General features: G+C 32.0%; 16 protein-coding genes. All 16 read right to left on the bottom strand.

Annotated features, from left to right (window positions below; genetic code table 11):
• Nucleotides 1–66: 66 nt before the first annotated feature.
• Nucleotides 67–2766, bottom strand: a complete 2700-nt coding sequence (locus tag GKZ87_01870; GenBank protein QSI24337.1) for a CHAP domain-containing protein — start codon at nucleotides 2764–2766, stop codon at nucleotides 67–69.
• A gap of 108 nt (nucleotides 2767–2874) precedes the next feature.
• Nucleotides 2875–4131: a hypothetical protein gene (locus GKZ87_01865; protein QSI24336.1), complete on the bottom strand. Its 1257-nt coding sequence runs from the start codon at nucleotides 4129–4131 to the stop codon at nucleotides 2875–2877.
• Nucleotides 4132–4404: 273 nt separating this feature from the next.
• Nucleotides 4405–6636 carry a family 10 glycosylhydrolase gene (locus GKZ87_01860; GenBank protein QSI24335.1) on the bottom strand — a complete coding sequence of 744 codons (2232 nt, stop codon included), beginning with the start codon at nucleotides 6634–6636 and terminating at the stop codon, nucleotides 4405–4407.
• Nucleotide 6637: 1 nt separating this feature from the next.
• The gene (locus tag GKZ87_01855; protein QSI24334.1) at nucleotides 6638–9322 is read right to left on the bottom strand and encodes an N-acetylmuramoyl-L-alanine amidase; all 2685 of its coding nucleotides are present in this window, start codon (nucleotides 9320–9322) and stop codon (nucleotides 6638–6640) included.
• Nucleotides 9323–9813: 491 nt separating this feature from the next.
• On the bottom strand, nucleotides 9814–10047 hold the full coding sequence (locus GKZ87_01850) for a hypothetical protein (protein QSI24333.1): 234 nt from the start codon (nucleotides 10045–10047) through the stop codon (nucleotides 9814–9816).
• 387 nt (nucleotides 10048–10434) lie between these two features.
• On the bottom strand, nucleotides 10435–10731 hold the full coding sequence (locus tag GKZ87_01845; protein ID QSI24332.1) for a hypothetical protein: 297 nt from the start codon (nucleotides 10729–10731) through the stop codon (nucleotides 10435–10437).
• A complete protein-coding gene (locus GKZ87_01840) occupies nucleotides 10732–11118 on the bottom strand; it encodes a transposase (GenBank protein ID QSI24331.1) in 387 nt (128 codons plus the stop codon).
• An 807-nt stretch (nucleotides 11119–11925) separates the two neighbouring features.
• Nucleotides 11926–13425 (bottom strand): LytR family transcriptional regulator, encoded by a 1500-nt coding sequence (locus GKZ87_01835; GenBank protein ID QSI24330.1) that lies wholly within the window; start codon nucleotides 13423–13425, stop codon nucleotides 11926–11928.
• Between the two features lie 138 nt (nucleotides 13426–13563).
• On the bottom strand, nucleotides 13564–14940 hold the full coding sequence (locus GKZ87_01830) for an aspartate ammonia-lyase (GenBank protein ID QSI24329.1): 1377 nt from the start codon (nucleotides 14938–14940) through the stop codon (nucleotides 13564–13566).
• Nucleotides 14941–15473: 533 nt separating this feature from the next.
• Complete coding sequence (locus GKZ87_01825; GenBank protein QSI24328.1) at nucleotides 15474–15812, bottom strand: multidrug ABC transporter; 339 nt, start codon at nucleotides 15810–15812, stop codon at nucleotides 15474–15476.
• Entirely contained in the window at nucleotides 15805–16161 is a 357-nt protein-coding gene (locus tag GKZ87_01820) for a hypothetical protein (GenBank protein QSI24327.1), read from the bottom strand. Before GKZ87_01820 ends, GKZ87_01825 begins: the two co-directional genes overlap by 8 nt.
• A gap of 6 nt (nucleotides 16162–16167) precedes the next feature.
• The gene (locus GKZ87_01815) at nucleotides 16168–18177 is read right to left on the bottom strand and encodes a hypothetical protein (protein QSI24326.1); all 2010 of its coding nucleotides are present in this window, start codon (nucleotides 18175–18177) and stop codon (nucleotides 16168–16170) included.
• A gap of 18 nt (nucleotides 18178–18195) precedes the next feature.
• Nucleotides 18196–20103 (bottom strand): hypothetical protein, encoded by a 1908-nt coding sequence (locus GKZ87_01810; protein ID QSI24325.1) that lies wholly within the window; start codon nucleotides 20101–20103, stop codon nucleotides 18196–18198.
• Between the two features lie 346 nt (nucleotides 20104–20449).
• Nucleotides 20450–21439 carry a glycosyltransferase gene (locus tag GKZ87_01805; GenBank protein ID QSI24324.1) on the bottom strand — a complete coding sequence of 330 codons (990 nt, stop codon included), beginning with the start codon at nucleotides 21437–21439 and terminating at the stop codon, nucleotides 20450–20452.
• The gene (locus GKZ87_01800; protein QSI24323.1) at nucleotides 21414–22598 is read right to left on the bottom strand and encodes an ATP-grasp domain-containing protein; all 1185 of its coding nucleotides are present in this window, start codon (nucleotides 22596–22598) and stop codon (nucleotides 21414–21416) included. Before GKZ87_01800 ends, GKZ87_01805 begins: the two co-directional genes overlap by 26 nt.
• Complete coding sequence (gene rffA, locus GKZ87_01795) at nucleotides 22595–23743, bottom strand: dTDP-4-amino-4,6-dideoxygalactose transaminase (protein ID QSI24322.1); 1149 nt, start codon at nucleotides 23741–23743, stop codon at nucleotides 22595–22597. Before rffA ends, GKZ87_01800 begins: the two co-directional genes overlap by 4 nt.
• Nucleotides 23744–23751 lie beyond the last annotated feature (8 nt).

Here is a 23751-nt window from a genome sequence, read left to right as displayed (position 1 = left end):
GAAAAACTTTACTGTAAATAAATACATTATCACATTTTCATAGGTTACTTATTTTTTGAATAACACTTACCTTTTGATAAGGTTCCAATATGTTTGATTCCAAGGATTCCCGTTGAATATATACACTGTATTTCCATTCGTATCACTGTTCCCACCTCTTGCCAGTATATACTGCTGTTTACTTGCTAAACGTAAAATAACTCTGCCATCATAGTATTTTGTAGCGACCCATTCCTGAGCTCTAGGATCTGTATATGTAAATAACCCTACTTTTCCTTCATTCGAATTTCCTGTTTCATCTGCAGTATATATATTATTAGGATCCATATGAACTACATCCATTACAAGGCTTCTATTTAAATTTGACTGTAATATGAATTTGTTATTTCCGATATTATATAGATACCAATTCTGGTCATTACCACCATAGGTTTCCCATACATTTAAACGTCTTCCGCTTGTAGCATCACTTGCGGGTACACTTAATGCAAATTTCTGATCAGAGGATGCAAAAGTATAAAGTCCATTTGGTATATAAGCGTTTTTCTGATTCACTCTAATGGTACACTTTACTAATTGACCATTACCTGCTTTTGCTGTAATAACCGCTGTTCCTGCATTCTTTGCAGTCACCTTCCCTGATGAGTTCACCGCTGCTACTGAAGTATTGCTACTGCTCCATTTTATAATCCTATCAGAGCTTTTTGAAGAAAGTACAGTAGCTTTTAACGTTATATTATTCGGAGCGTCAAGTGTTACAAGTGTTTTATTAATACTTAGCTTAGAAGTAATCGTTATTTGAACAAGGCCTGTCACATCGTTATAATTACTCTTTTTGATTTTATAATAAACATTTGTTTTACCATTGCTTGTCCTATATGGCTTTGTAGTTGACCATTTTCCCTTTGAACTTGTTCTATAATATATCTTTGAACCTGCTGCTACATTTGATATAGTTATAGAATGTTTCTTACCATCATATATGCCGTTATATGATTTAACTGTAGCTTTCTGTGTTGCCTTTTTTACTGTTATGCTAGCACTTCCTGTTTTTGTACTTACGCAGTTACTGTTTGTAATCTTGTAATATACTTTTGTTGTGCCTGCACTTGTTCTGGTTGGTTTATTTGTAAGCCACTTTCCGTTATTGCTCGTGCGATAATATACTTTAGAGCCTGGAGTTACATTCGTTACTTTTATTGTCTTTGCTTTTCCATTATAAGTGCCAGAATAGCCCTTTACTGATGCTTTCTGTGTCGCCTTTTTTATAGTTATGTTAGCACTTCCTGTTTTTGTACTTATGCAGTTACTGTTTGTAATCTTGTAATATACTTTTGTTGTCCCTGCACTTGTTCTTGTCGGTTTTTTTGTAACCCACTTTCCGTTGCTGCTCGTACGATAATAAATCTTTGAGCCTGATACAGCACCAGATATTTTTATTGACTTTGCTTTACCATCATATGTACCATTATAACTTTTCACAGATGCTTTTTGGGCTGCCTTTTTTATTACTATATTGGAAGTACCTGTTTTTGTACTTGTGCAGTTACTATTTACAATTTTATAATATACTTTTGTTGTACCTGCACTTGTTCTGGTTGGCTTTTTGGTCGTCCAATTTCCTTTTGTACTCGTACGATAATAAATTTTTGACCCTGGAGATACATTTGTTAAGCTTATTGTTTTGGCATTCCCATCGTATGTGCCGCTATGTGATTTAACACTTGCGGACTGCATCGCTTTTTTAATAACTATTTTACTGCTGCCTTTTAAATCATTCGCATATTTACTGTTCGTGATTTTATAATATACTGTAGTAGTGCCAGCACTTGTCCTTGCAGGCTTAGTACGTGACCAACTTGCATTAGTATTTGTCCTATAATATGCTGTAGAACCCTCTGGCAGATTACTTATACTTATTGTATGTGATTTTCCATTATATAAGCCTGAGTATCCTTTTACAGCTGCTGGTATAGGTGATGAAATTTTATCAACTACTTCAAATTCAACGCAATTAGAACCTTCACTCTGCCCCGCTTCATTCCAGGCATGAACGAATCCCCAATAATGTCCAGGATTTAACTTAAAGGATGCAGAAGTTACATTACCTACATCACGATTAAAGACGATATCATTTCCTGAACAAGTATAGTGATTATAAATCTTTACAGTATATGTAGTTGCACTTGATGATGGCTGCCAATTAGCAGTAATGTTTGTCATATTAGTACTTATGCTTAAATTTGATGGTGCATTCGGTTTTTGAATATTATGCTTGAGTGGAACATATTTTACATATGACGAATTAGAGTAGTGTATTGTATCTCGTTCAAATGAATAAATATCTCTAGTTGTACTATAATATTTCTGAGGGCCAACACCATAATAGGTATTATTTCCTTCGCTATATGTTACATTATAGCCATCATAGCTCTCTATATAGGCTACATGAGTAATTTGTCCAGAATTATTAAAGTATACAGCTATCGAATTTGTAGAAGGTGAGCTGCTATATCCACCCGTTACTGAAGAATATACATATTCACTTGTCCTTGCTGATAAACTAATACCTGTAAGTTCCTTAGTACGTCCCCATACATACCATGTGCATTGATATTTATAATTTGCATTCAGGGGATTACCTCCTCCATAATAGCTACTATTATCCCAATTAGGCTGAGACACAGCTATAATATTACTTGTCATAAAAGGTAAACTAACGCAAAATATTATTAATAATATTATTATTTTTTTTATGAACTTCATCGTTATCCTCCCTTTTTATTAGATCATTTCAGATTTATATTTTAAAAGGTGCAAATTTAGTATGTGTTTATAAGATTACATATTAATTAGCGATATTCTAAATGGGCATTATTTTTTTATTTTACATCCTGATAACGTTAAATATTGTCCCTTTTTCACTTCAATATATTTATTCTTTGGAAAATTATCATTCATTACAATACTATCCATTTTATGTAAAGAATTTGAGGATACTTCAACATACCCATAGGGGGATCTGGTCGCGATTAATTGATATGTTCCTGGTGCTATATCAACACCGACACGAAACATCCCTTCTCCGCTTGTATTAACTTTTACAGCAGAAGCTTTGGCTGCCTTGCACCTGCTCATTTCCAAATACTGGCCATTTGTTACTGTAATTATGGAATTAGTTTGAAAAATCTCATTTGTAATAATCGCATCAAAAGATCCACTTGCGTTTTTATTAACACTGAAATAACCTAAGCCATCTGAAGCGTATAATACATATTCCCCTGCAGGTATATCTTTGCCAACTTTGTACATACCTTCCCCATAATATTTAACTGGTGGATTTTTAACAGTTACTTTTACGGTTTTAGTAATACCATTAGCTTTTGCACTTATTGTTGCCGTTCCCACCTTTTTCCCTGTCATAACTCCTGCACTATTTACTGTAGCTACAGAAGCATTAGATGTTTTCCATGTGATAGTAGCTTTAGGTGTTGCCGTACCTGTTACTTTATAAGTTTTCCCTTTTATTATACTAACGCTCGTTACGTTTAATTGCAAGTTTGGATTTTTTACTGTTATTGTACTCTTATATTTTTTATTGCTTACAGAAGCAGTGATAACAGCTTTACCAGCTTTTACCCCAGTTACTACTCCATTTGTTGAGACCTTTGCTATTTTAGTATTGGAAGAACTCCATTTCACTTTTTGACTATTCCCTTTTACAGTGAGCTTTGCTGTTTTATTTTTATATAAGGATAGAGACTTGACACTGATACTTGGAGTCTCTACTTTTATTTTGCATACATATTTTTTCCCTGAAATCTTAGCAGTCACGTTTGCATTTCCTTTTCCTATGGCTTTCACTACACCTTTTGAAGACACAGTAACTACTTTTTTATTTGACGAACTCCAAGACACCTTCTTTTTATTATTTTTGACTTTCAGTGTTAAGCTGTTCCCTTTAATCATTGTTGCATTATTCCTGCTTAATACCGGTTTTGCAGCTGCTTTAACTTCCGTCAACCCAATACCAAAGCTTGGCAGCACAGTCGTTGTTGAGATCATTAGTAAGCAGCACATCAAACATAAGCATGTTAAAAATTTTTTCATATCGTATTCCCTCGCTTTCATTTCAATTATACACCTTTTTAATTGAAATTCTATCCCATTATCACATATATATCACGCAAAAATGAGCTGTGATGAGTAAGCTGTCGTAAAAACCAATAAAACACCTATTCATAAATTGTAAATTTAATTGCTTATCTTTAATATATAATCTGAGAAAGACCCAAAAATCACTAAAAGATATAATAAAATTTATGCTAATACACAAAGAAAAAGGGAGCTGTAACGAATAGCCAATATTCTTTGATTATTCGTTGCAGCTCCTTTATAAACAGCTTAAATTACAATTACTTTTATCTTTTTGGTTATACCATTTGCCTTTGCATATACGTAGGTCGTTCCTTTTTTCTTTCCTGTCACTTTGCCTGCATTAGAAATTGTTGCAATCTTCTTATTACTAGTTGACCATTTAATTTTGGAAGATGGATACGCTGTCGCTTTTATAGTATGAGCTTTTTTTACTTTCACTTTAATAGTTGTTTTATTTGATTTTATATATGGATTTTTTACTGTAATTATACATTTTACCTTTTTACCATTGAATGATGCGTAGATACTAACTTTTCCTGCTTTTTTGCCAGTTATAGTCCCTTTACCATTAACAGTAGCAATCTTCTTATTTCCAGATGTCCATGTTACCTTAGCACCCGCTGGATTTGTGGTTGCTTTCAAGGAAGTCTTTTTCCCTTTATAAACAGATATACTTTTTTTATTTAACTGAATTGAAGTGTCTTTTACAGTAATTTTACATGATTGCTTTTTTCCTGAGTAAGAGGCAGTCACAGTAACAACTCCAGGTTTTATTCCTTTTACTTGACCATTCTTATTAACAGTTACAATTTTATTATTACTGCTTTTCCAGGTGACTTTCCCTTGAGGTTCTACTGAGGCTTTCAGAGTTGTAGAATATCCTTTATAAATGGAAGCACTGGCTTTGTTTAACTTTAGTACCGGCTCCTTAATATAAATCACTAAATTCTTCTGAGTTCCAGCAATTAAAGCTGTCAGTGTTAATTTACCAGATTTTTTAGTTGCTAATTTCCCAGAGGAAGTTATGCTTGCAATACTTGGATTAGAGCTTTTCCAAGTTACTTTGGAACCGTTATTAGACTTCGCATCTAATTGATATGTAAATCCTTTATAATAATTAGAGTTATTTGTTGATATACTAATAGATACAGGTTTCACTGTCACATGACACGTTGCTTTCTTTCCACCAGATGTTGTTGCTGTGATATCAGCGCTTCCGACACCTTTAGCAGTGACCTTACCATATCTATCCACAGTTGCAACTGACTCTTTGCTTGACTTCCATGAAAGAGTAGAATTTAATGATGTAACTGTTGGAGTAAAACTCTGGTACAAAATTAGATTCTTTGATGCGGTCATTTTAATAGGCGATTTAACGATGTTTTCTAATTCCTTCTGGGTATTGTTTTTTAATAAATCACTATACTGAAACAAACTGTATCCTGACCAATCATTTTTATTTATAATGTTTATTTGATTTTCCAGATTATTATTGGCTTTCATCCACCCTATATCATCACTTGGCTTACTAGCAACTTTATATAATGCTAGACCAGCATAGATTTTTATATTTTTGTTTTTCCAAATCTTATTCCAAGCATTTACCCGGTTACTAAACATCTTGGTAGAGCCATTACTCCCCCATGCATCAGACCAATAAATCTGTGGCATTAAATAATCTACATAACCATTTTTTGACAACCATTCATCAATATCTGCTCCAGCAGATCGGCAATTTTCCAGATTCCCTTGTGGACTAATGCCGAAAGTCACAGACTTATCAATGGCCTTAATTCTAGTATAGACCTTTTTTACCATGCTATTTACATATGATTTTCTCTGTGCCTCAGTTGTATTTGTATATGTACCAGAAACATAGAAATAATCATCCATGTGTATACCATCAACATCGTAATTATTAACAATCTCTGATATGCCTTTTGCTATGTATTCTTGTACCTCTGCAGACGCAGGATTTAAAATAACCTTATTCCCGTTTTTGATTACTTTACTTGAATTAAGCCACGATTTGATTGGAGAGTATTTAGAAAATGTTTTTAATTGTGTAGAACTTGTAGATATGCGATATGGATTAACCCATGCTTCAAAAGACAAACCTTCTTTATGTGTAATATCTATCATGATTTTCAAAGGATCATATCCCGGTGACATATTAGATGATGAAATTGTATTTGACCAATGATAGTATTTTGAAGGATAAATTGCATCACAGAAGGGTCTTACCTGAACAATTATTGTATTTCCTTCATATTTTTTTATATTTTTACATATTGTAGTATAATTCTCAATAAGCTCCGATTTCGAGTTATTCTTAAGAATATCTTCTATATCTATGTAAGAAAGCCATACGGCTTTCTTACTTATGGCTGCTTGAATTACTTCTCCTCTATCGAAATAAATAAAGCAGGAAAGCAGTAACAGTAGATTTAGAAATACTATTTTAATTTTTTTTGACATTTTATTTCACTGTAACTTTTATTTTTTTGGAAAGGCCATTAGCCTTAGCATAAATATAAACTGTTCCTTTCTTTTTTCCTGTAACTTTACCATTGCTTGTAACGGTAGCGATATTCTTATTCGAAGAAGACCAAGTTACCTTTTTGTTAGGTACTGCCTTGGCAGTCAGTGAATAAGATTTTTTCCTAGATATTGTGATACTGCTTTTGCTAACACTTAAACTTGGCTTCTTTATCGTTACTTTACAACTGACTCGCTTACCATTAAATGTAGCATAAATCGTAACTTTCCCTGTTTTCTTTCCTGTTATTACTCCCTTGCTGCTTACGGTAGCAAGGCTCTTATTACTACTGCTCCAAGTGACTTTACCATTTGCAGGTGTTGTTGTAGCTTTTAATGTATGTGCTACGCCCTTATAGGCCGTAGCAGTTTTGGGCACTTTAATTGATGTATTTTTCACAGTTACTTTGCAAGTTCTTTTAATTCCATTGAAATTTGCAGTTATTGTTACTGTCCCAGCTTTTTTGCCTTTTACATATCCCTTAGAATCAACGCTTGCAATTGCACGATTACTACTAGACCATGTAACTTTCTGACTTCCTGGTTTCGTTGTAGCCTTTAATGTGTATCCGTAATTTTTATAAACACTAAGGGTGCTCTTATTAAGAGTAAGGGTAGGATTTGACACAGTTACTCTAACCGTTTTTTTCATTCCCTTGAAATTTGCTGTAATTATCGCCGTACCTGCTTTAATACCTTTTACATAACCAGCTGAACTGACCGTAGCTATAGCAGTGTTACTACTGCTCCATGTGACTTTTTGATCAGCAGGCTTTGTTGTAGCTGTTAAACTAGTGCCATAACCTTTATAAATAGAAATAGCTGAACTGTTTAAGGTGAATGAAGGCTTTACAACAGTGATTTTGCAACTCGCTTTTTTACCATTATATGTTGCTGTAATTGTAGCACTACCTGCTTTTATACCAGTTACTATTCCAGTTGAATTCACAGTAGCAATTGAATTATTACTACTACTCCATACGACCTTTTGATTTGCTGGTCCTGTCGTAGCTTTTAAAGTTCCCGTATAGCCTTCATAAACTAATAATGTATTTGTATTCAATTTTACATAAGGATTAACTACGTTTACTTTCATTGAAGCCTTTGCACTATTATTCAAAGTTGTAGCTGTTATTATAACAGATCCTGCTTTTTTACCATTAATGATCCCGTTATTATCTATTTCGGCAATAGCTGTATTGCTTGAGCTCCATTTACTTACAGCCTGTCCATTATTCGTACTGGCTTTTAGCTGATATTTAATTCCAGTATAAACAGTAACCTCTGATGCTTGCATTTTGACAGTAATAGGATCGACATGGATTTTCGATATTGCTGATTTGCCATTTCCAGCTTTCACGGTGATTACTGCATCTCCAGTTTTTTTCGCTGTCACTTTACCGGTTTGGTCTACTGATGCAACAGCTGCATTACTTGAAGACCAAGCGAATGACGTAGCTCCTGTTGCTTTTAATGAAAAAGATTGTCCTACTATCAATGATTTACTAGATACAGATAATTTAACTGGTGTTGCAATTCTGTTATATTCATTCTCAACAGCTTTTTTAAAAGCTGTCCAGCCCATAGAACCTTTTGTTAATTCAATCATATTTTGCGGACAATTTTTCCCTGACCAGTCTTTATGCATTTTTATTGCTGTTGCAGGAAGCCCATTGTCATAAAGAATACGAGCCGTAAGTTTTACGGCATTTTTTTCTGCCTGAGCATAATTACCATCTTTATTTTCGCATATTTCAATGGCAATAGTAGAATCATTTCCCATACCATAACCGTCACCAGCATGATATGCTACTTCATTCATAGGTACGCTTTGCCATATTTCTTTATTATCAACAGTGAAATGCCATGATGTTGTGACTTCGTCATTTCGTGCAGAACGATTATATTGTAAATCAGCATGTGCTTTTGCTGTTGAACCTGATGCCGTATTACCTGTATTATGTATAGTAACATATTTCGGTTTCATTCCATATGCAGGTCGAATATTCATGCTTTTTGCAATGATTTTTTTATTAACCTTTACACCACCAACATTATCAACAGATAAATATTGTCGTGTGCCATTCACTGTGACCTCTCCCACACCTACCATAATCCAGCCACTATTGCTTCCATTGGACACATAATATGTATCTAATGATTTCTTTAAGATTGAATATGTGCCAGGTGCTAGTTTTTTTCCTGTATCGTATTTGCTAACTGTTAATGCTTCTGAATATAATTTATAGGTTTTCCTTGTAGTAATTTTTTGTCCACTGGTATTAATTAACTCCATAGCAAATAAATCGCCTTTGGATATCCATTTCCCATTTACATAAAAATTATTCCCTTGCCGTTTCGTCGCAGTTTTTTTTGCATTTGTATCTAAATTAAAAAGGACATATTCTGCTGATCTATTGAGATTACTATAAACTTCACGTAAATATGGATTTATATCTTTGATATGATCAAAACCATTATCTTCAGTATCACGCATTACAGAATCAAAATCATCACTGGTATCTTCTCCGACTGATTCAGTATCACTGGCATTTATCACACTAAAATCAAACTGTACCATAGATAAAGTCAACAATAAAATGAGTATTTTTTTCCCTGTTTTCATACTTACATACTTCTCCTTCTTTCATTTCTTTTAGTATAAACTCTTTTACGTGAAATGTAAATTTTTTTTAAATGAACCGCTATCTCAATCTGATTCACATAGGATAAAGTCTTTCTAAAAAGAAACTATATAATAAGCTAAACTATTAACGAAATCTGGCTCTTTAAATAGCTGCGTGGTTGTAGAAGTGCTTTAAACTTCTGCGTTGTAGTTTTTTATATTAAACTTGTGCATGAACCTAAAAAATCTCTATATGCTATTCTATCTTTGCCGAAATTAAATACATAAAAAGGAACCTATGTATGATTTTATCATAGATTTACTAAGGAATCTCATTGAATCTCTCGATATTATTAAGGTTAATGATGAAATTCAATATCATTACCATTTTAGCGGGAATTACTCCTGCTTTTTTTCTTCAAACAATTTAACGTTAAAGAGGTAAATAATTTGACTTTCTTTAAATGAGTACCATTTTTAGCCTTATTTAATTAGACTTTTCTCTCCCAGATTATATGGCAATCAATACCATAGTCTTGTTTCAGATTCGCAAACACTCCCTCCGCCTGGATGCTTCTCTGTGCAATGATCTTCTTTCCTTCTTCACTTTCGATATTATCCCGCACCCCTTTATGGTATTTTTCCACATCCCGGCTTCTATTCAATCTCCTGCCTTGCTTGGTTTTGTACATTTGATCTGAGAAGGCAGCCTGTACAGTGCTCATTCACGTATTTTTGATTTGTCCTCGGATACATGCTTCTATGGTCAAGTCTTGATGATACCAGTGTAAAGGTATGACCACTCGAACACATGATCTCTCCATTTTCATTCTCTTTCATCTTAAACTCTTGAACTGGTTCTTCTTAGTTTTCTTCTCCTTTTCTTTCTAATATCCAGAATATTTCAAATATTGCTTAATGCTGTGGATACTGTTATAACCATAATTATCATAGCTGCCATATCCGGCATCTGTATCTACGATTTTTGAATATATTTTGTATGCTTCATAATATTCGTTCATGAAGGGTATATAGGTTTTCGTATCATTCGCATCTGAACTGATATAGATGTGCCTGATATATTCGCTGCTTACTCCCATCTGCACATTATATCACGGCTTAAATACTCCGGCATTGTTATAATAATCATATTTCATATGCATGAATGTCGCATCAGGATCTGTCTTAGAGAAACTATTGCGTTTTTCCAGTATATCCAGATGGAGCGTACATTTATACATTTTCAACGCATATTCCTTTAGTTCATCATAAAATCTTTGAATTTCATGCTTTCTTTGTCCCTTTCCATGTTTGAAGTCTATCCCATGCGTACCCATATATTGTTCAATCCAGTCACAGACATCAATCAGATAGTCAAGTCTGATCTCATGGTATGCTGAGAAAACCATTCATAATCCAAGGTGTTTTTTAATATAGTAGTTCAGACGCTGGATACATTTCATTGTTTTCTTCCAGCATCGTTCCCTATATTTTGTTGTGGCCTTTTTCCATACAAACGTCATTTTATTTGCATAGGCTTCAAATTTGGTGCCGTCAAGATACAACATAGATGTATCTACAGAATCATGCCTTTCAATGTATTTGTTGATTTCAGTGAATATCTTATCTATCGGCATCTTCAAATCATCATGGATGAAACGGTGGAAAGCCTGATGACTGAGCTTATAATGATTCATAAGGAACATGAAACGAATATCATTTCTGCATAGTTCTTTCAGTTTTCTTGTGGAAGCATAACCGAATAGTGCCCATGCAAGGATAACGGTATTAAACATGTAAATGCCATTATAGCCATGAGTATTTCTGTAGTGAAATCAATATATTTGTTTAGATTTATACCTCCTGTGATTTCAAGAACAGTACGTGAAATATCGTCATGTGCTATGTCTTTTTGAAAAGAAAGATCGAAATTTAATGGCAAAATAGTCTGGTATGTAGTATAATTTTTCCCTTTCCTGAAATCTGTACTACCACATATGATGTAGAAATGCTCTACATGTTCGATATCGATTAGCATTAGCGCAGGAGTGTAAGGATATCTTTCAGAATCTCCTTATCCGTATCTGGTGTAACTTTGATACATACGCCATTGACCTCAAGTTGAAGGAACGGCTGTTTCCTTTTCTGCGATTTGACCTCGACTACTGCTCCGACAGAATCCTGTCTGCTCTGTTTGTAATGTGCCTGTAGTTCCGCTACACCTACATTATGTTTTTGGCAGAAATCATTTACGGACTCTGTAGATTCTCTTTTGATGAACTGCTTTATGATGGTATCCAGACTCTTCTCTTGTCATTTTTACATCTACCTTTTCTACATGCTTATTATCACATATCTTTTTCTTTCTGGTAATGTGTGTTTTTTAGATTGCTTACGAAATGGTCTTTATCATAAGATGTTATTTGACATTATAAAAGGCAGTGTATGCTCATACTGTAACATTTTTCACTACCTTTTTTAAATCCTATAATACTTTAGAGCCTATTTCAATCATCTTAAAACCCTGCATTTATTTAGAGCGTTTTTTAAACCCTAACGTTAATTCAGAGATCTACAATATATCCTTCCTTAAGTATGTATACTTATTCATTCGCTGTATTCTCTGCACTCACTTTCTTTACTAGTTCTTTTACATCTTCACCTTTCTCTACTTTTTTTATAACTTCAACTGCACGTTTAACTGTTTCAACATTAGGTTCCATGACCCATGAATTAAATCCATTAGCAGGTGACCATGCACTAGCATTACCACTGCCGTTTACAGCTAACTGTTCAATATCCCAGCCACTCATTTCGTTTATTTGCATTTTTATAATGGAAGCCATTTCACTATTACTCATATTCGTTTGAAAACTTCCACTTACAGCATCTAAAATACTAGTATAATTTGTAATTATTGATGGAGAAATTGCTTTATTAATTATACCTGAGATAACTCTCATCTGATTCTTTCCTCTATCTCTATCTCCATCAGCAAGATTATAACGCTCTCTCACAAATCGTAAAGCCTGTGCACCGTCTAAAGAGATATCCCCAGCAGGATAAGAATAAGAACCATCGCTCGCATCAAATGCTACAGGATTATTGATTTGAATTCCACCCAGTGAATCAACGATATTGACTACACTAGAGAAATTCACTCTTAAATAATAATTTATATCAATGTCAAAGTAATTCTCAACAGTCTCGATGGTGCACTCAACGCCAAAGATACCGGTATGAGTTAACTTATCTTTTTGATTGTTTTGACATGGCTGCGGTATATAGTAATCCCGAGGTATACTTGTTAATAATATTTGATGCGTCTTTGGATTTATTGTTGCAATCATATTTACATCAGATCTAGATACCGTGGATATTCCGCCATATGTATCGATACCTGTTATATAAACATTAAATGAATCTGATGTTACATCAACATTTTTACTAATATCTTTTGTTGATGTTTTATATTTATAACTCTTAATAATTCTGGTTTCATTATCAAAATTCTTATGATTTTCTTCGAAAAGACTTCTTGTTGCCTCATCTATAATGATTGCATCAATATTTCCATTATACAAATCTTCAGCAATATTTTTATACGATTTGTAACTAACAGTGCTGATGTCCTGTTCAACATCCTTTTTTATATCCTTAAGACCTTTTTCCATTATGTCTTGATTGCCTGTTTCTGTAAGCCCAAATTTGCTATTTTTCAAATCATTAATACTTTGTGCCTTACTTTCTTTCATAACAATCACAGAAATAACAGATGTTTGAGTATCTTCTCCGGTCATTCTCGAAAAAGCTGAACCTGTCTTAAATAAATACCAATTACCAATTGCAAGAAAAACACTCAATAATACTATTAGTACCTTTCCTAAAGTTCGATTTATTTTATTGACTTTTCGGCCAAATTGCAAAAAATAAAGACCTAAAAAAAGTAAAGCCAATATTATAATAACCGCCATATTAATTTTTATCGGTATAATCTTTACAGTAAAAAATTGGATAACAAAGCCTAGGGTTAACAATGCATAGAGAAGCATTAGATAAAACTCAACCCTTCTCCAAAGTATTCTCTTATTTTTTTTTGCCATGGTAGCCTCCTCAACATTGATAGATTTATTATAAATGTTCATTTCGATTTTGTATATCCTCATTATATTACGATTTTGTAATTTTTCAATAACTTATCCTAATTAGTGAAAATCTAACAATATACTTAATATTCTTTCTTATGTCATACTATAAGCATCCAATAAACTTTGTAACTGCTCTTTGCTCAACAAATTTTGTTCTTTCATAATACATTCTATAGTTTTATTTTCAAGTAGTGATTTTTTTGCTATCTCTGAAGCTTTATCATAACCGATATGTGGAGCTAATACTGTTATAGTGCATAAAGATTGATCAACTAAATCCTTACAATGCTCTTTATTAGAACGCATATTGAGTATTGCGTACTTTCGTAAACTAAAGCATGCATTTGTCAATATTTCTAATGATTCAAAAAGATTGTGGAATAAAACAGGTTCAAACACATTTAACTCAAGTTGACCAGCTTCTGCCGCTCTGCCAATCGTCAAATCATTTCCTTCAACTTGAAAACAGACTTGATTAACAACTTCTGGAATCACAGGATTTACTTTACCTGGCATAATAGAGGAACCTGGCTGACGTGCAGGCAGTATGATTTCACCGAATCCCGTTTTTGGACCAGATGTCATTAATCTAATATCATTACAAATTTTAGAAAGATTTATGGCAAGAGTTTTCAATGAACTACTCGCATATACAAAAACATCAACATTTCTAGTTCCATCTATTAAATCATCCATACTCACAAGTTCAAGACCTGTCTGCTCTTTTATAGAGGACAAAAAATGCTTTATATAGTTTTTATCAGCATTTAAGCTGGTTCCTATGGCTGTAGCTCCTATATTTATACTTTTCAGAACACTAAAAGCATTCTTAATCCTATTTATATCTCTCAATAATGAAGTCGCATAAGCATGGAATTCCTGTCCCATACGAATTGGAACCGCATCTTGTAGATGAGTACGGCCTGGTTTAATAACATCATCAAACTCTTTACTTTTTATTAAAAATGCTTCTTGTAATAAAAGAAGCTCTTCTAACAGTTCATTTACTAGATATAAAGATGTTATGCGCCCTGCAGTTGGAAAAACATCATTTGTAGACTGACTCATATTTACGTGATCATTAGGATGTATATAATCATATATGCCAATAGGCTTTCCCGCTATTTGTGCAGCCCTATTAGCAATTACTTCATTCATATTCATATTAAAGGACGTTCCAGCACCTCCTTGGATAGGATCCGTTAAAAACTCTGAATCCAATTTTCCAGAAATTACTTCATCACATGCTTTAATAATATAAATTCTTTTTCTCACATCTAAAATTCCACATTTAAAATTAGCTTCAGCGCTTGATTTTTTAACCATCCCCATAATATGAATCATAAGAGGATTTATGAGTCTATTCGTTATATTGAAATTTTTCATCGCACGTACAGTTTGTGCACCATACAAAGCATCTCTAGGTACTTCTACCTTCCCTAAAGAATCTTTCTCTAATCTAATATTCATTATTCTTTACCTCTATCATTTATTTTAATCTTGAGACAAAATTATAATAGTATAGTACTCTAGTAATAGACTTTCCTATACTAATATAATATTTAACGTAATTCTCCTGTGAATTTATCAAAATAGCATCTATCGTCTTTTATTCAGATTACGCCTCCCTTAGATTCAAACCCCAGCACATGCAAGTAATAATTATTTCCTGAAAGCCTGTTGTTAATTATCCAATTTTACTAGCTCTTTCCCGTTAGTTGTTCTAAATATCCCTTCATCAATTCTCCAGTATACCATCATCTATTGAGATTCATTAAATAAAATACCAATATCAAAATTAATACTTTTTATTTTAATTGTCACTATTTAAATAAATGCAAGAACGGAAAAGCTTAAAATCCTGAAAATCAACATTAAAATACTTCTCATAGCGAAGAAAGAATATTATATTGGTTAAAATTTAGCTAATATATAATCTATTTTGCCTTTTTTTTTAATAGTAGAAATAAATAATTAATAAAATCACATTCAATTATTCTCATCTATAAGTTGAACAGTAGGATACCAATAACGATTGAAGCAATACCAATAAATTTTCTAATCGTTATTTTTTCATTTAACATTAATTTACTCAAAATCAAAACGAAAATATAATTTGTTGAAGTTAAAACTGGTCCTAGCTTATAGTCAATTCCCATATATGCATATATGTTAATGAGCATTGTAGTTAACAAAATTGCATAACCTGAAATAACTAGTAAATTTAAATATTCAAATATTAAATTTTTATACTTTTTTGTTGCACTCTTCTTTAACAGAATTTGTGATAAAGCTGCTAAAAATGATGAACAAAGCATGATCCATACATATATATTATTCATCTGTTGACACCACCAATATACCTAAAATGATTACAATTGTACCAACTATGTTCCATAATGTTATTTTTTCATTAAATAAAAAGACTGACCAAAGAAGCGACCAGAAGAGTAGCATTCCTTTATTTACATAAGCAATCGACAAATCAAATTTCTTTAATATTTTTTGCCAAAAAAACGCATATACCATTAAGGCTACACCCATAATAGATATAATAGATATAAGCTGCCATGAAAATAAACCATGATCACCAAGTTGTCTTGAGGCTATCTTTGATAAAACACTAACTAATGAATAAAGTAACACCAATGCTTGAATTGTTATAATATTTGATATTTTGACCTTGTTCATTTAATATCACTTCCTTTTTTCATAATCAGATAACTCTTTACTATTAGCAATATACTTTCCGCTTTTTATTTCAAATACTGGATAAAAATCCCCCTTATTTAGAACATCCTTCTTTGGAATAATAGCTTTAATATCAAAGTTATTCTCTCCTTGTTTGATATATTCACCTTCAATTACAAAACTCCTTAAATTCTTGCTTTTCTTATCAACATAATTAATATATGCTTTTTTTCCTGTCAAATCAATGTCTGTTTTAATAGAAAAAGTAACTGCATCATATTTCTCGTTATATTTAACATGATTAACTAATTTTGAAGTGAATGAGTCACTAAATTTTACATTTTTTTTAGGTGTTGTATATTTTATTATTTTAAATGTATCAAAATAATCTACAATAGAATATGATACACTCTTATCAGTATAATGTGATTCTAAAAAATTTCTATACAAATCTTCATTATAACTAGTATAAAGATATGTATTATCTTTAGTTAAAAGCGATGATAAATTACTTATTCCTAACTGTTCCATCCCTCTGTCTATAGTGGGTGTCCTTGATAACCATCCTCCTGTGTTTATTTGATTAGAAAAATAATCTTTTCCAAAATCATGATAAGCATCAAAATATTTATAATTGAATCGATATGTTGAAAAATCCGCAAAATAAATTTTGCTCTTATCTTCCATCGCATCAAATAACTCATCAGCTTTAATTTCATTTTCTTTAGCTGTTGTTAAGCTCTTTTGAAAAAAGCCATGGAACATCAAAATGAACACAAGAACACTAGTTACACATAATGTTTTATTTATTCTTATTGTTTTGATATAATTTTTATCAAAACAATATACAGCAGTTAGAGCAAACATAAAAGTTGTGGGAATCATTACTCTAGCAACAACTCGACCAATACAATAAAAATAAGTAAACAATCCTATATATAAAAGAAAATTAGCAATATACAGTATCCAATATTTACTTTTTTTATTTATCAAGAAAAATAAAAAAGTTCCACCTATAAACACCATGAAATACGGTTCTATTATTACATCATAAAGCATTGTTTTAACAAGATCACGCTTTGATACTTCCATGGGTTCTTTCTCTTTTATTTCCGTCAGTTCTTTCATTTGATCAATATTCAAAGTGTCTTCATATAACAAGATTCCTGACGAATATAATTGATAATCATTCCTATCAATACCCATTTTTTCATATGTATCTCTATTTTCTTCATAAAGAGGAAATCCATAATCTGCAAGTTTTGATCTTAATTTAGTAAATTCTTTGTACTCTTTCCATTCATGATTAGATGTATAAGCAACAGTATCTATCGCAACAAATGCGATAGATACTGCAAACAAAACGGAAAAGCATACAACATAGGATTTCATTTTACTTAAACTCAAACACTTATCTAATAACAAAAGACAAGCGCCTATTACTGCAGCATAAAGTGTTACAATATTAAATGAACTTTGTCGAATCAATAAACACATCCAAACACTAAGAAAGCCTACTAATAAATGCCACTTCTTCTCTTTATAAAGTAAATAATTGAAAATATACAAATAACCTATAATCCCAATCATAATTGAAATACGAGTGAATTGTAATACTGGCAGAAATTCTGAATAGAAAATCCCTACCATTAATAAATAAGCAGAAAATCCATATTTACTACCAAGCTTATCTATTAACAAGATTCCAAGTAAAGTAAAACTAATCAAAACTATTAAAATCTCAAACGTAGTATACCAATTTATATTAGGTAATACTGCATACAGTACTGTTAAAAATTTCCCTATAATTATATTAATAAAAACAAGATACCCACCGCTATCTCCATAGGAACCTGATGCAAGAGCTCGCATTCCTGTATCATCATTTGTTTCATTATAAGGAGTATTTAAAACAAGACAATATACAATTAGTATTAGATTTATGACAAACATCCAAAATAATGGTTTCTTTGATAAATCCTCTAATTTTTTTTTTCTTTTTTCAAACTTCTTCATTTTCATAGACCTCTTCCATTAACTATCTATAGCATCGGCAAAATAACTAAAATAATAGTTTTCATTTTCCTCAGGAGAAGTTATCTTTAAATCTTGTATAATAACTGCATCTTTAGGCTCGTATGACTCCAAAACCTGTCCATTGCCTAAATAAATACCTACATGATGTACATGGTATTCTTTTTTATCTCGAATAAATCTATGCAGACACTTTCCATTTTCATCAACAAGCGAATTTCCACAATTTTCTTTTGACCAGAAAATTAAATCACCAGGCTTTAACTTTTCCTGCTCGCTAAATACCTGATAATGATCATATACATAAGGTGCCATAGTATATGTCTTCCATGAATTTGAATTACCTGTTCCATTACCAAATGTTTCAAGACCTGCCTCTTGATAACTGTAGTATACAAAACTTGAACAATTAAAACCTTCTTGATCATCTGTATAAGCATATGGCTGTCCTAATTTAAGAAGTCCATTATAAATGATTTTAGACCTTGTATTCAATTCTTCATCTTTGTTTATAGTGACCTTTCCATCATTTCCAGCACTGAAAGTGATACCCGATACGCTTGTATTATTTCCAACAAGCTGTTCAATAGAGATATCATAGTTTTTCTTCATAACATATGTATTTTTATCAAAATAATATAGATTACGATCAATAGATTGTAATTGGTTATGTCCTACTCCATACTCATCGAAATAATAAGTTTCGCTATTATATTTTTGTAATCCTGTGCGAAGTCCTGAAGATACTTTTGGATCAAAATAATAATTTCTTTCTAAATTCTCTACATATTGAACTCCTGTAAACGCCTTCCCGCTTGTTCTATCAAACCAATATTTCTTATCTACTCCCGATACATTCAAAATCTGCATTCCTGTCTGCATATTTCCTGTACTTGGATTAAAATAAAAGGTATCGTTTCCTATATTCAATAATCCTGTTTTCAAAGTTCCTGATGCAGTAAAATAATAAACAGTATTATCATTTATCCTTTTCATACCATTAATCAAAACACCAGTTTCGGGATTTGCATAATAATGTTTCTTATTTACCGTTTTAATGTAACCTTTTCGTACTGCTCCCGTTTTATCATCAAAATAATAACGCTTCCCATCAACATTGATTATCCCTCCACGGAATACATCTCCATTTTTTAGGAAATAATAAGTAGCTTGACTTTCAGTACCTGCATTCACTGTGTGTAGACCATTCTGCAGAACACCTGTATCTTTGTCTAAATAATATTTAACTCCCTCAACATTAAGATAGCCCTTTTTCATTATGCCAGTTTTTTTATCAAAATAATACTTAGAGCCATTGATCGTTTTTATACCACCTTTGTATACATCTCCGGTTTCTTTATAATAATATGTATAATTATTTAATTTACGTAAACCAGTTAGCATAACTCCAGTTTTATTATCAAAAATAAATCTTCTTCCATATTCATCAACTAGATTTCCTTTATGTGCTGCTCCTGTTGTTTTATTAAAATAGTAATAGCTCCCACTTGTTGGTTCTTTATATAAACCTTTCTTAAAAACATCTCCCTCTGGCATGAATTTATATTTCGTTTCATATTGAGTACCTTTATTTACAACTCTGATTCCAGTCAACATTTTACCTGTCTTTTCATCAAATAGGTATTTCTTTCCATTTATCGTAGTGTAACCTTTCTTCATTATACCTGTCTTTTCATCAAAATAATATTTAGAACCTTTAATTTGAATAAAGCCTTTTTTCTTTTCACCATTTTGATAATAATAAGTATTTGAATTTTCCGTAATAAACCCGTTATTTTCCTTTGCAAAAGTACCATGATATAAATTGTTAAAAACAAATATACCAAAAACAACCATCATACAAATATATATATGCTTTCTTTTCCTAAAACATTTGTTTAATCTCATTTAGTTTCCCCTAGTATAATATAATCACCTTTTTCTAAAGCAATTAATTATATCCCTTTCTTTCTCTTAGTGGAAAATCACTTTATAGTTTATTATTTACAGACTTAATATTCATGCTATTTATCAATGATATGATGTGCCTTAAAGAGACCTTACGATTAGTATCTTTATATTGAAGAATAAAATAAAATTTCTTGCAATAAAAGCAATCATTCTTAGATTTTAATTTTTGATAATACTTTATTAGTATCATTTCTCTTGGAATAAAACAAAATAAATGATAATAGAAAATTTAACCTTTATCTTTGAATAAAATAAAATATAAATTAACATTTGGATTTATCTATTATTCATTAGATTCTATATTATATAAATTTCGTATAACACTTGGAGGATCAGCATTGATTGCAAGATAAATTCGTCCTATATATTCACCAATCAATCCTAAGAAAAATAAAATCAACCCAAAAAAGAAACAAACCACAACCATTACAGACGGCCATCCTGCAGCAACATTAGTATTTGTAATCTTTATAGCTATTATACAGATAATTGCTATAATACTTAAACATGCAATAACACTTCCCATATACATGGCCAATCTTAATGGTTTTATTGAAAATCCAAGTATATTAGTCCATAATTTGAATAATTTTTTTAAAGTATAATTAGAGTCTCCAAATTCTCGCTTTCGATGCTCGATTGCTATGCATCCTATATTATCAGTTGTTCTTAAAAATAGTCCTTGAAGATAAGGAAAGGCATTATTATATTGAATCACATAATCGCGCACAAATTTCTTTATTATCCAGAAGCTGCTTGTCTCAAGCCCTTTCGGCTTACCTATCAAAAATCGAACTGAGGCATAATTTAATTTACTTAATAGATTGCGAAAACCATTATGTTTTTTCTTCGGATAATAACCATATATGATGTCTTGATTATTTTCGTTCATTGCATCCAATAGCCTTAAAATTTGCGAAGGATCTGTCTGTAAATCATCATCCATACTAATAATAAAATCACCTGCAGCATAACGCAACCCTTCCATTGTTGCGTTATGCTGTCCAGCATTTTTTGCTAAATCAATTACCTTAACAAATTCATGTTCATTCGCAAGTTTTTCCAAAATGTTTATTGTTTCACCTTGATCAGGTGAGCAATCATTAACAAGAACAAATTCATACCGTTCAATACCGATTTTATGTAATTCGTCTATTGTAGTAGAAATAACTTTTAAAATACTTTTGCTTGAATTATAACAAGGTATCACAATTGAATATAATTTACCATCTATCATATTGTAAAATCTACTCCACTTCAATAGCAATTTCATTTAAGCATTTATGTAATAATTTTTCACAGCCATCCAGTGTACTACCTTTTACGATTAGCTGCCCAATTCTATGTGTGCCATTTTTAAATGCATGAACAGCATCGCCTATCTGATAATCAAAAGAGACATCTACAACATTTTCCTGTTCAGTAATATTATTTTCTTGCTTCTTTATAATGCCGTCATAATCTGTATACAATAACATACTTGCATTTGGTATACCTTTAGTAACACCTACTTTTGAAAAATCTGGTATCTCTCCTACTGCTGCCTTTAAGATGATTTCATAATAATTCACATCATAATAAATACTTACCAACTCCGCTAAACATGTAGCACCAGATCTAGCCCCAATTTCAATAACATATACTTTATTATCTTTCAAAATATAATCGCAATTCATTGCAGCATTATCTATATTTAATGCCTTTGCAGCTTTTTCTGTGATATCTATTGCCTGCTTTACGATATCCTCCCCCATGTTATATGGAGCAAAGTGCCCAATAGGAATGCCTGTATCAGCTTGAAAAACATAATCACCATGTGGTAACACAAATTGCATTTTTCCATTATACATAAATGCTTGTGCTCCGAATTCTACACCAGTAATAAATTCTTCAACAATACAATAATCTTTATGAGTTACTTTCATTACTTTATCAAATGCAGTCAATGCTTCATCATGCGTTTCAACAATGATTATACCTCTGCTTCCAGATAAGTCAACAGCTTTTATAATCAAAGGGAAAGTTAACTCAGAAAACGAATCAATCAAATCTTTTTTTGATTTTATTTCAAAATATTTAGCTGTACTAACATCCCCTTTGAAAAATGCTTTCTTCATTAAACTCTTATCAGTAACCATCTCTGCACTTTTAGCTGAAAGTCCTTTAAGTCCTAATTTATCACATACATAACCTATTGTATTCACAGCAACATCTGTTCCAGCTGTCACTATTCCATCGATTTTTTCTTCTATAGCAACCTCAAGTATTGCATCTTTATCAATCGTATTGATGTAATAGACTTTATCTGCGTACTTAAATCCAGGATAATTTCCTTCAATGCTACAAACAATAGTGTAATAACCAAGACTCTTGGCACATTTAATTAATGGTACTTGATATATACCGGCGCCTAAAATAATAACCTTTTTCATAATTGCATACCTTCTCTCTTAAAGTTTTCTTTAATAACGTCTACCACAAATTGAGCATCTTCTGTAGTCATATCAACATAAAGTGGAAGACGTAAGATTCGTTTTGATAAATCCTCTGTAACCGGCAACATATCCGGTGTATATCCTAGCTTTAATCCATATGGTGATGAATGTAGTGCCACATAACAAATATAACTTGCAATGTTTTTTTCTCTAAGCTTATTGATTAATTTTGTTCTAATATTTTCACTTGGTAAAACAATACAAAACATATGTGCATTATGTTCAATATCTTGTGGTAATACTGGACGTCTTAGGACACCTTGATCTTCAAGCTCTTTTAATCCATTATAGTAGATATTCCACACATTCATACGCTTTTCCATAATCTCATCATATCTATCCATTTGTGCAGATAAAATCGCTGCTAAAATATCACTTGGCAAGAAGGATGACCCGACATCATGCCATGTATACTTATCAACCAAGCCCTGCACAACCTGTCTGCGGTTTGTACCTTTTTCTCTAATGATTTCAGCACGCTCCATGTATTTATCTTCATTGATAACAATTCCGCCGCCTTCACCCATGACATAGTTCTTTGTTTCATGAAAACTGAAGCAGCCAAACTCACTTAATGTTCCTGCATATCTTCCTTTATATGTGGATCCCACAGCCTGTGCAGCATCTTCTATAACGAACAATCCATGACGATTTGCAATTTCATTAATCAAATCCATTTCACATGGGAAACCTGCATAATCAACTGCATAAATTGCCTTAGTTTTTGGAGTAATCAGTCCTTCTATCAATCTTTCATCAATATTGAAAGTATCTTCTCGAATGTCACAGAACACCGGATTTGCCCCTCGTAGTAAAAATGCGTTGACAGTAGAAGAAAATGTAAACGATGGCGTAATTACTTCATCTCCCGGTTCCAGATTTATCAAAATAGACGCCATTTCCAGTGCAGTAGTTCCTGAAGTAGTCAAAAGCATATTTTTAATTCCAAAGCGCTCCTCAAACTGTTTATATACCTGCATTGTGAATTTTCCATCACCTGATAAAATATTGTTGCCATTCATTGCTTCAATAACGTTCTGCCTTTCTTTATCCGTAATAGATGGTTTATTAAATTTAATCATTTTGCTCC

Source organism: Erysipelotrichaceae bacterium 66202529 (assembly GCA_017161075.1).
Lineage (GTDB): Bacteria > Bacillota_I > Bacilli_A > Erysipelotrichales > Erysipelotrichaceae > Clostridium_AQ.
Note: the sequence above shows the minus strand (reverse complement) of the source record. Positions and strands in the feature narration are given on the sequence as shown.

What these genes read in the sequence shown, in the direction of transcription:
- GKZ87_01860 (QSI24335.1), bottom strand. Translation starts at nt 6,636, where the DNA reads ATGTCAAAAAAAATTAAAATAGTATTTCTAAATCTACTGTTACTGCTT.
- GKZ87_01865 (QSI24336.1), bottom strand. Translation starts at nt 4,131, where the DNA reads ATGAAAGCGAGGGAATACGATATGAAAAAATTTTTAACATGCTTATGT.
- GKZ87_01845 (QSI24332.1), bottom strand. Translation starts at nt 10,731, where the DNA reads ATGGTTTTCTCAGCATACCATGAGATCAGACTTGACTATCTGATTGAT.
- GKZ87_01820 (QSI24327.1), bottom strand. Translation starts at nt 16,161, where the DNA reads ATGAACAAGGTCAAAATATCAAATATTATAACAATTCAAGCATTGGTG.
- GKZ87_01825 (QSI24328.1), bottom strand. Translation starts at nt 15,812, where the DNA reads ATGAATAATATATATGTATGGATCATGCTTTGTTCATCATTTTTAGCA.
- GKZ87_01855 (QSI24334.1), bottom strand. Translation starts at nt 9,322, where the DNA reads ATGAAAACAGGGAAAAAAATACTCATTTTATTGTTGACTTTATCTATG.
- GKZ87_01805 (QSI24324.1), bottom strand. Translation starts at nt 21,439, where the DNA reads ATGAAATTGCTATTGAAGTGGAGTAGATTTTACAATATGATAGATGGT.
- GKZ87_01815 (QSI24326.1), bottom strand. Translation starts at nt 18,177, where the DNA reads ATGAAGAAGTTTGAAAAAAGAAAAAAAAAATTAGAGGATTTATCAAAG.
- GKZ87_01830 (QSI24329.1), bottom strand. Translation starts at nt 14,940, where the DNA reads ATGAATATTAGATTAGAGAAAGATTCTTTAGGGAAGGTAGAAGTACCT.
- GKZ87_01835 (QSI24330.1), bottom strand. Translation starts at nt 13,425, where the DNA reads ATGGCAAAAAAAAATAAGAGAATACTTTGGAGAAGGGTTGAGTTTTAT.
- GKZ87_01840 (QSI24331.1), bottom strand. Translation starts at nt 11,118, where the DNA reads ATGTTTAATACCGTTATCCTTGCATGGGCACTATTCGGTTATGCTTCC.
- rffA (QSI24322.1), bottom strand. Translation starts at nt 23,743, where the DNA reads ATGATTAAATTTAATAAACCATCTATTACGGATAAAGAAAGGCAGAAC.
- GKZ87_01810 (QSI24325.1), bottom strand. Translation starts at nt 20,103, where the DNA reads ATGAGATTAAACAAATGTTTTAGGAAAAGAAAGCATATATATATTTGT.
- GKZ87_01800 (QSI24323.1), bottom strand. Translation starts at nt 22,598, where the DNA reads ATGAAAAAGGTTATTATTTTAGGCGCCGGTATATATCAAGTACCATTA.
- GKZ87_01870 (QSI24337.1), bottom strand. Translation starts at nt 2,766, where the DNA reads ATGAAGTTCATAAAAAAAATAATAATATTATTAATAATATTTTGCGTT.
- GKZ87_01850 (QSI24333.1), bottom strand. Translation starts at nt 10,047, where the DNA reads ATGAGCACTGTACAGGCTGCCTTCTCAGATCAAATGTACAAAACCAAG.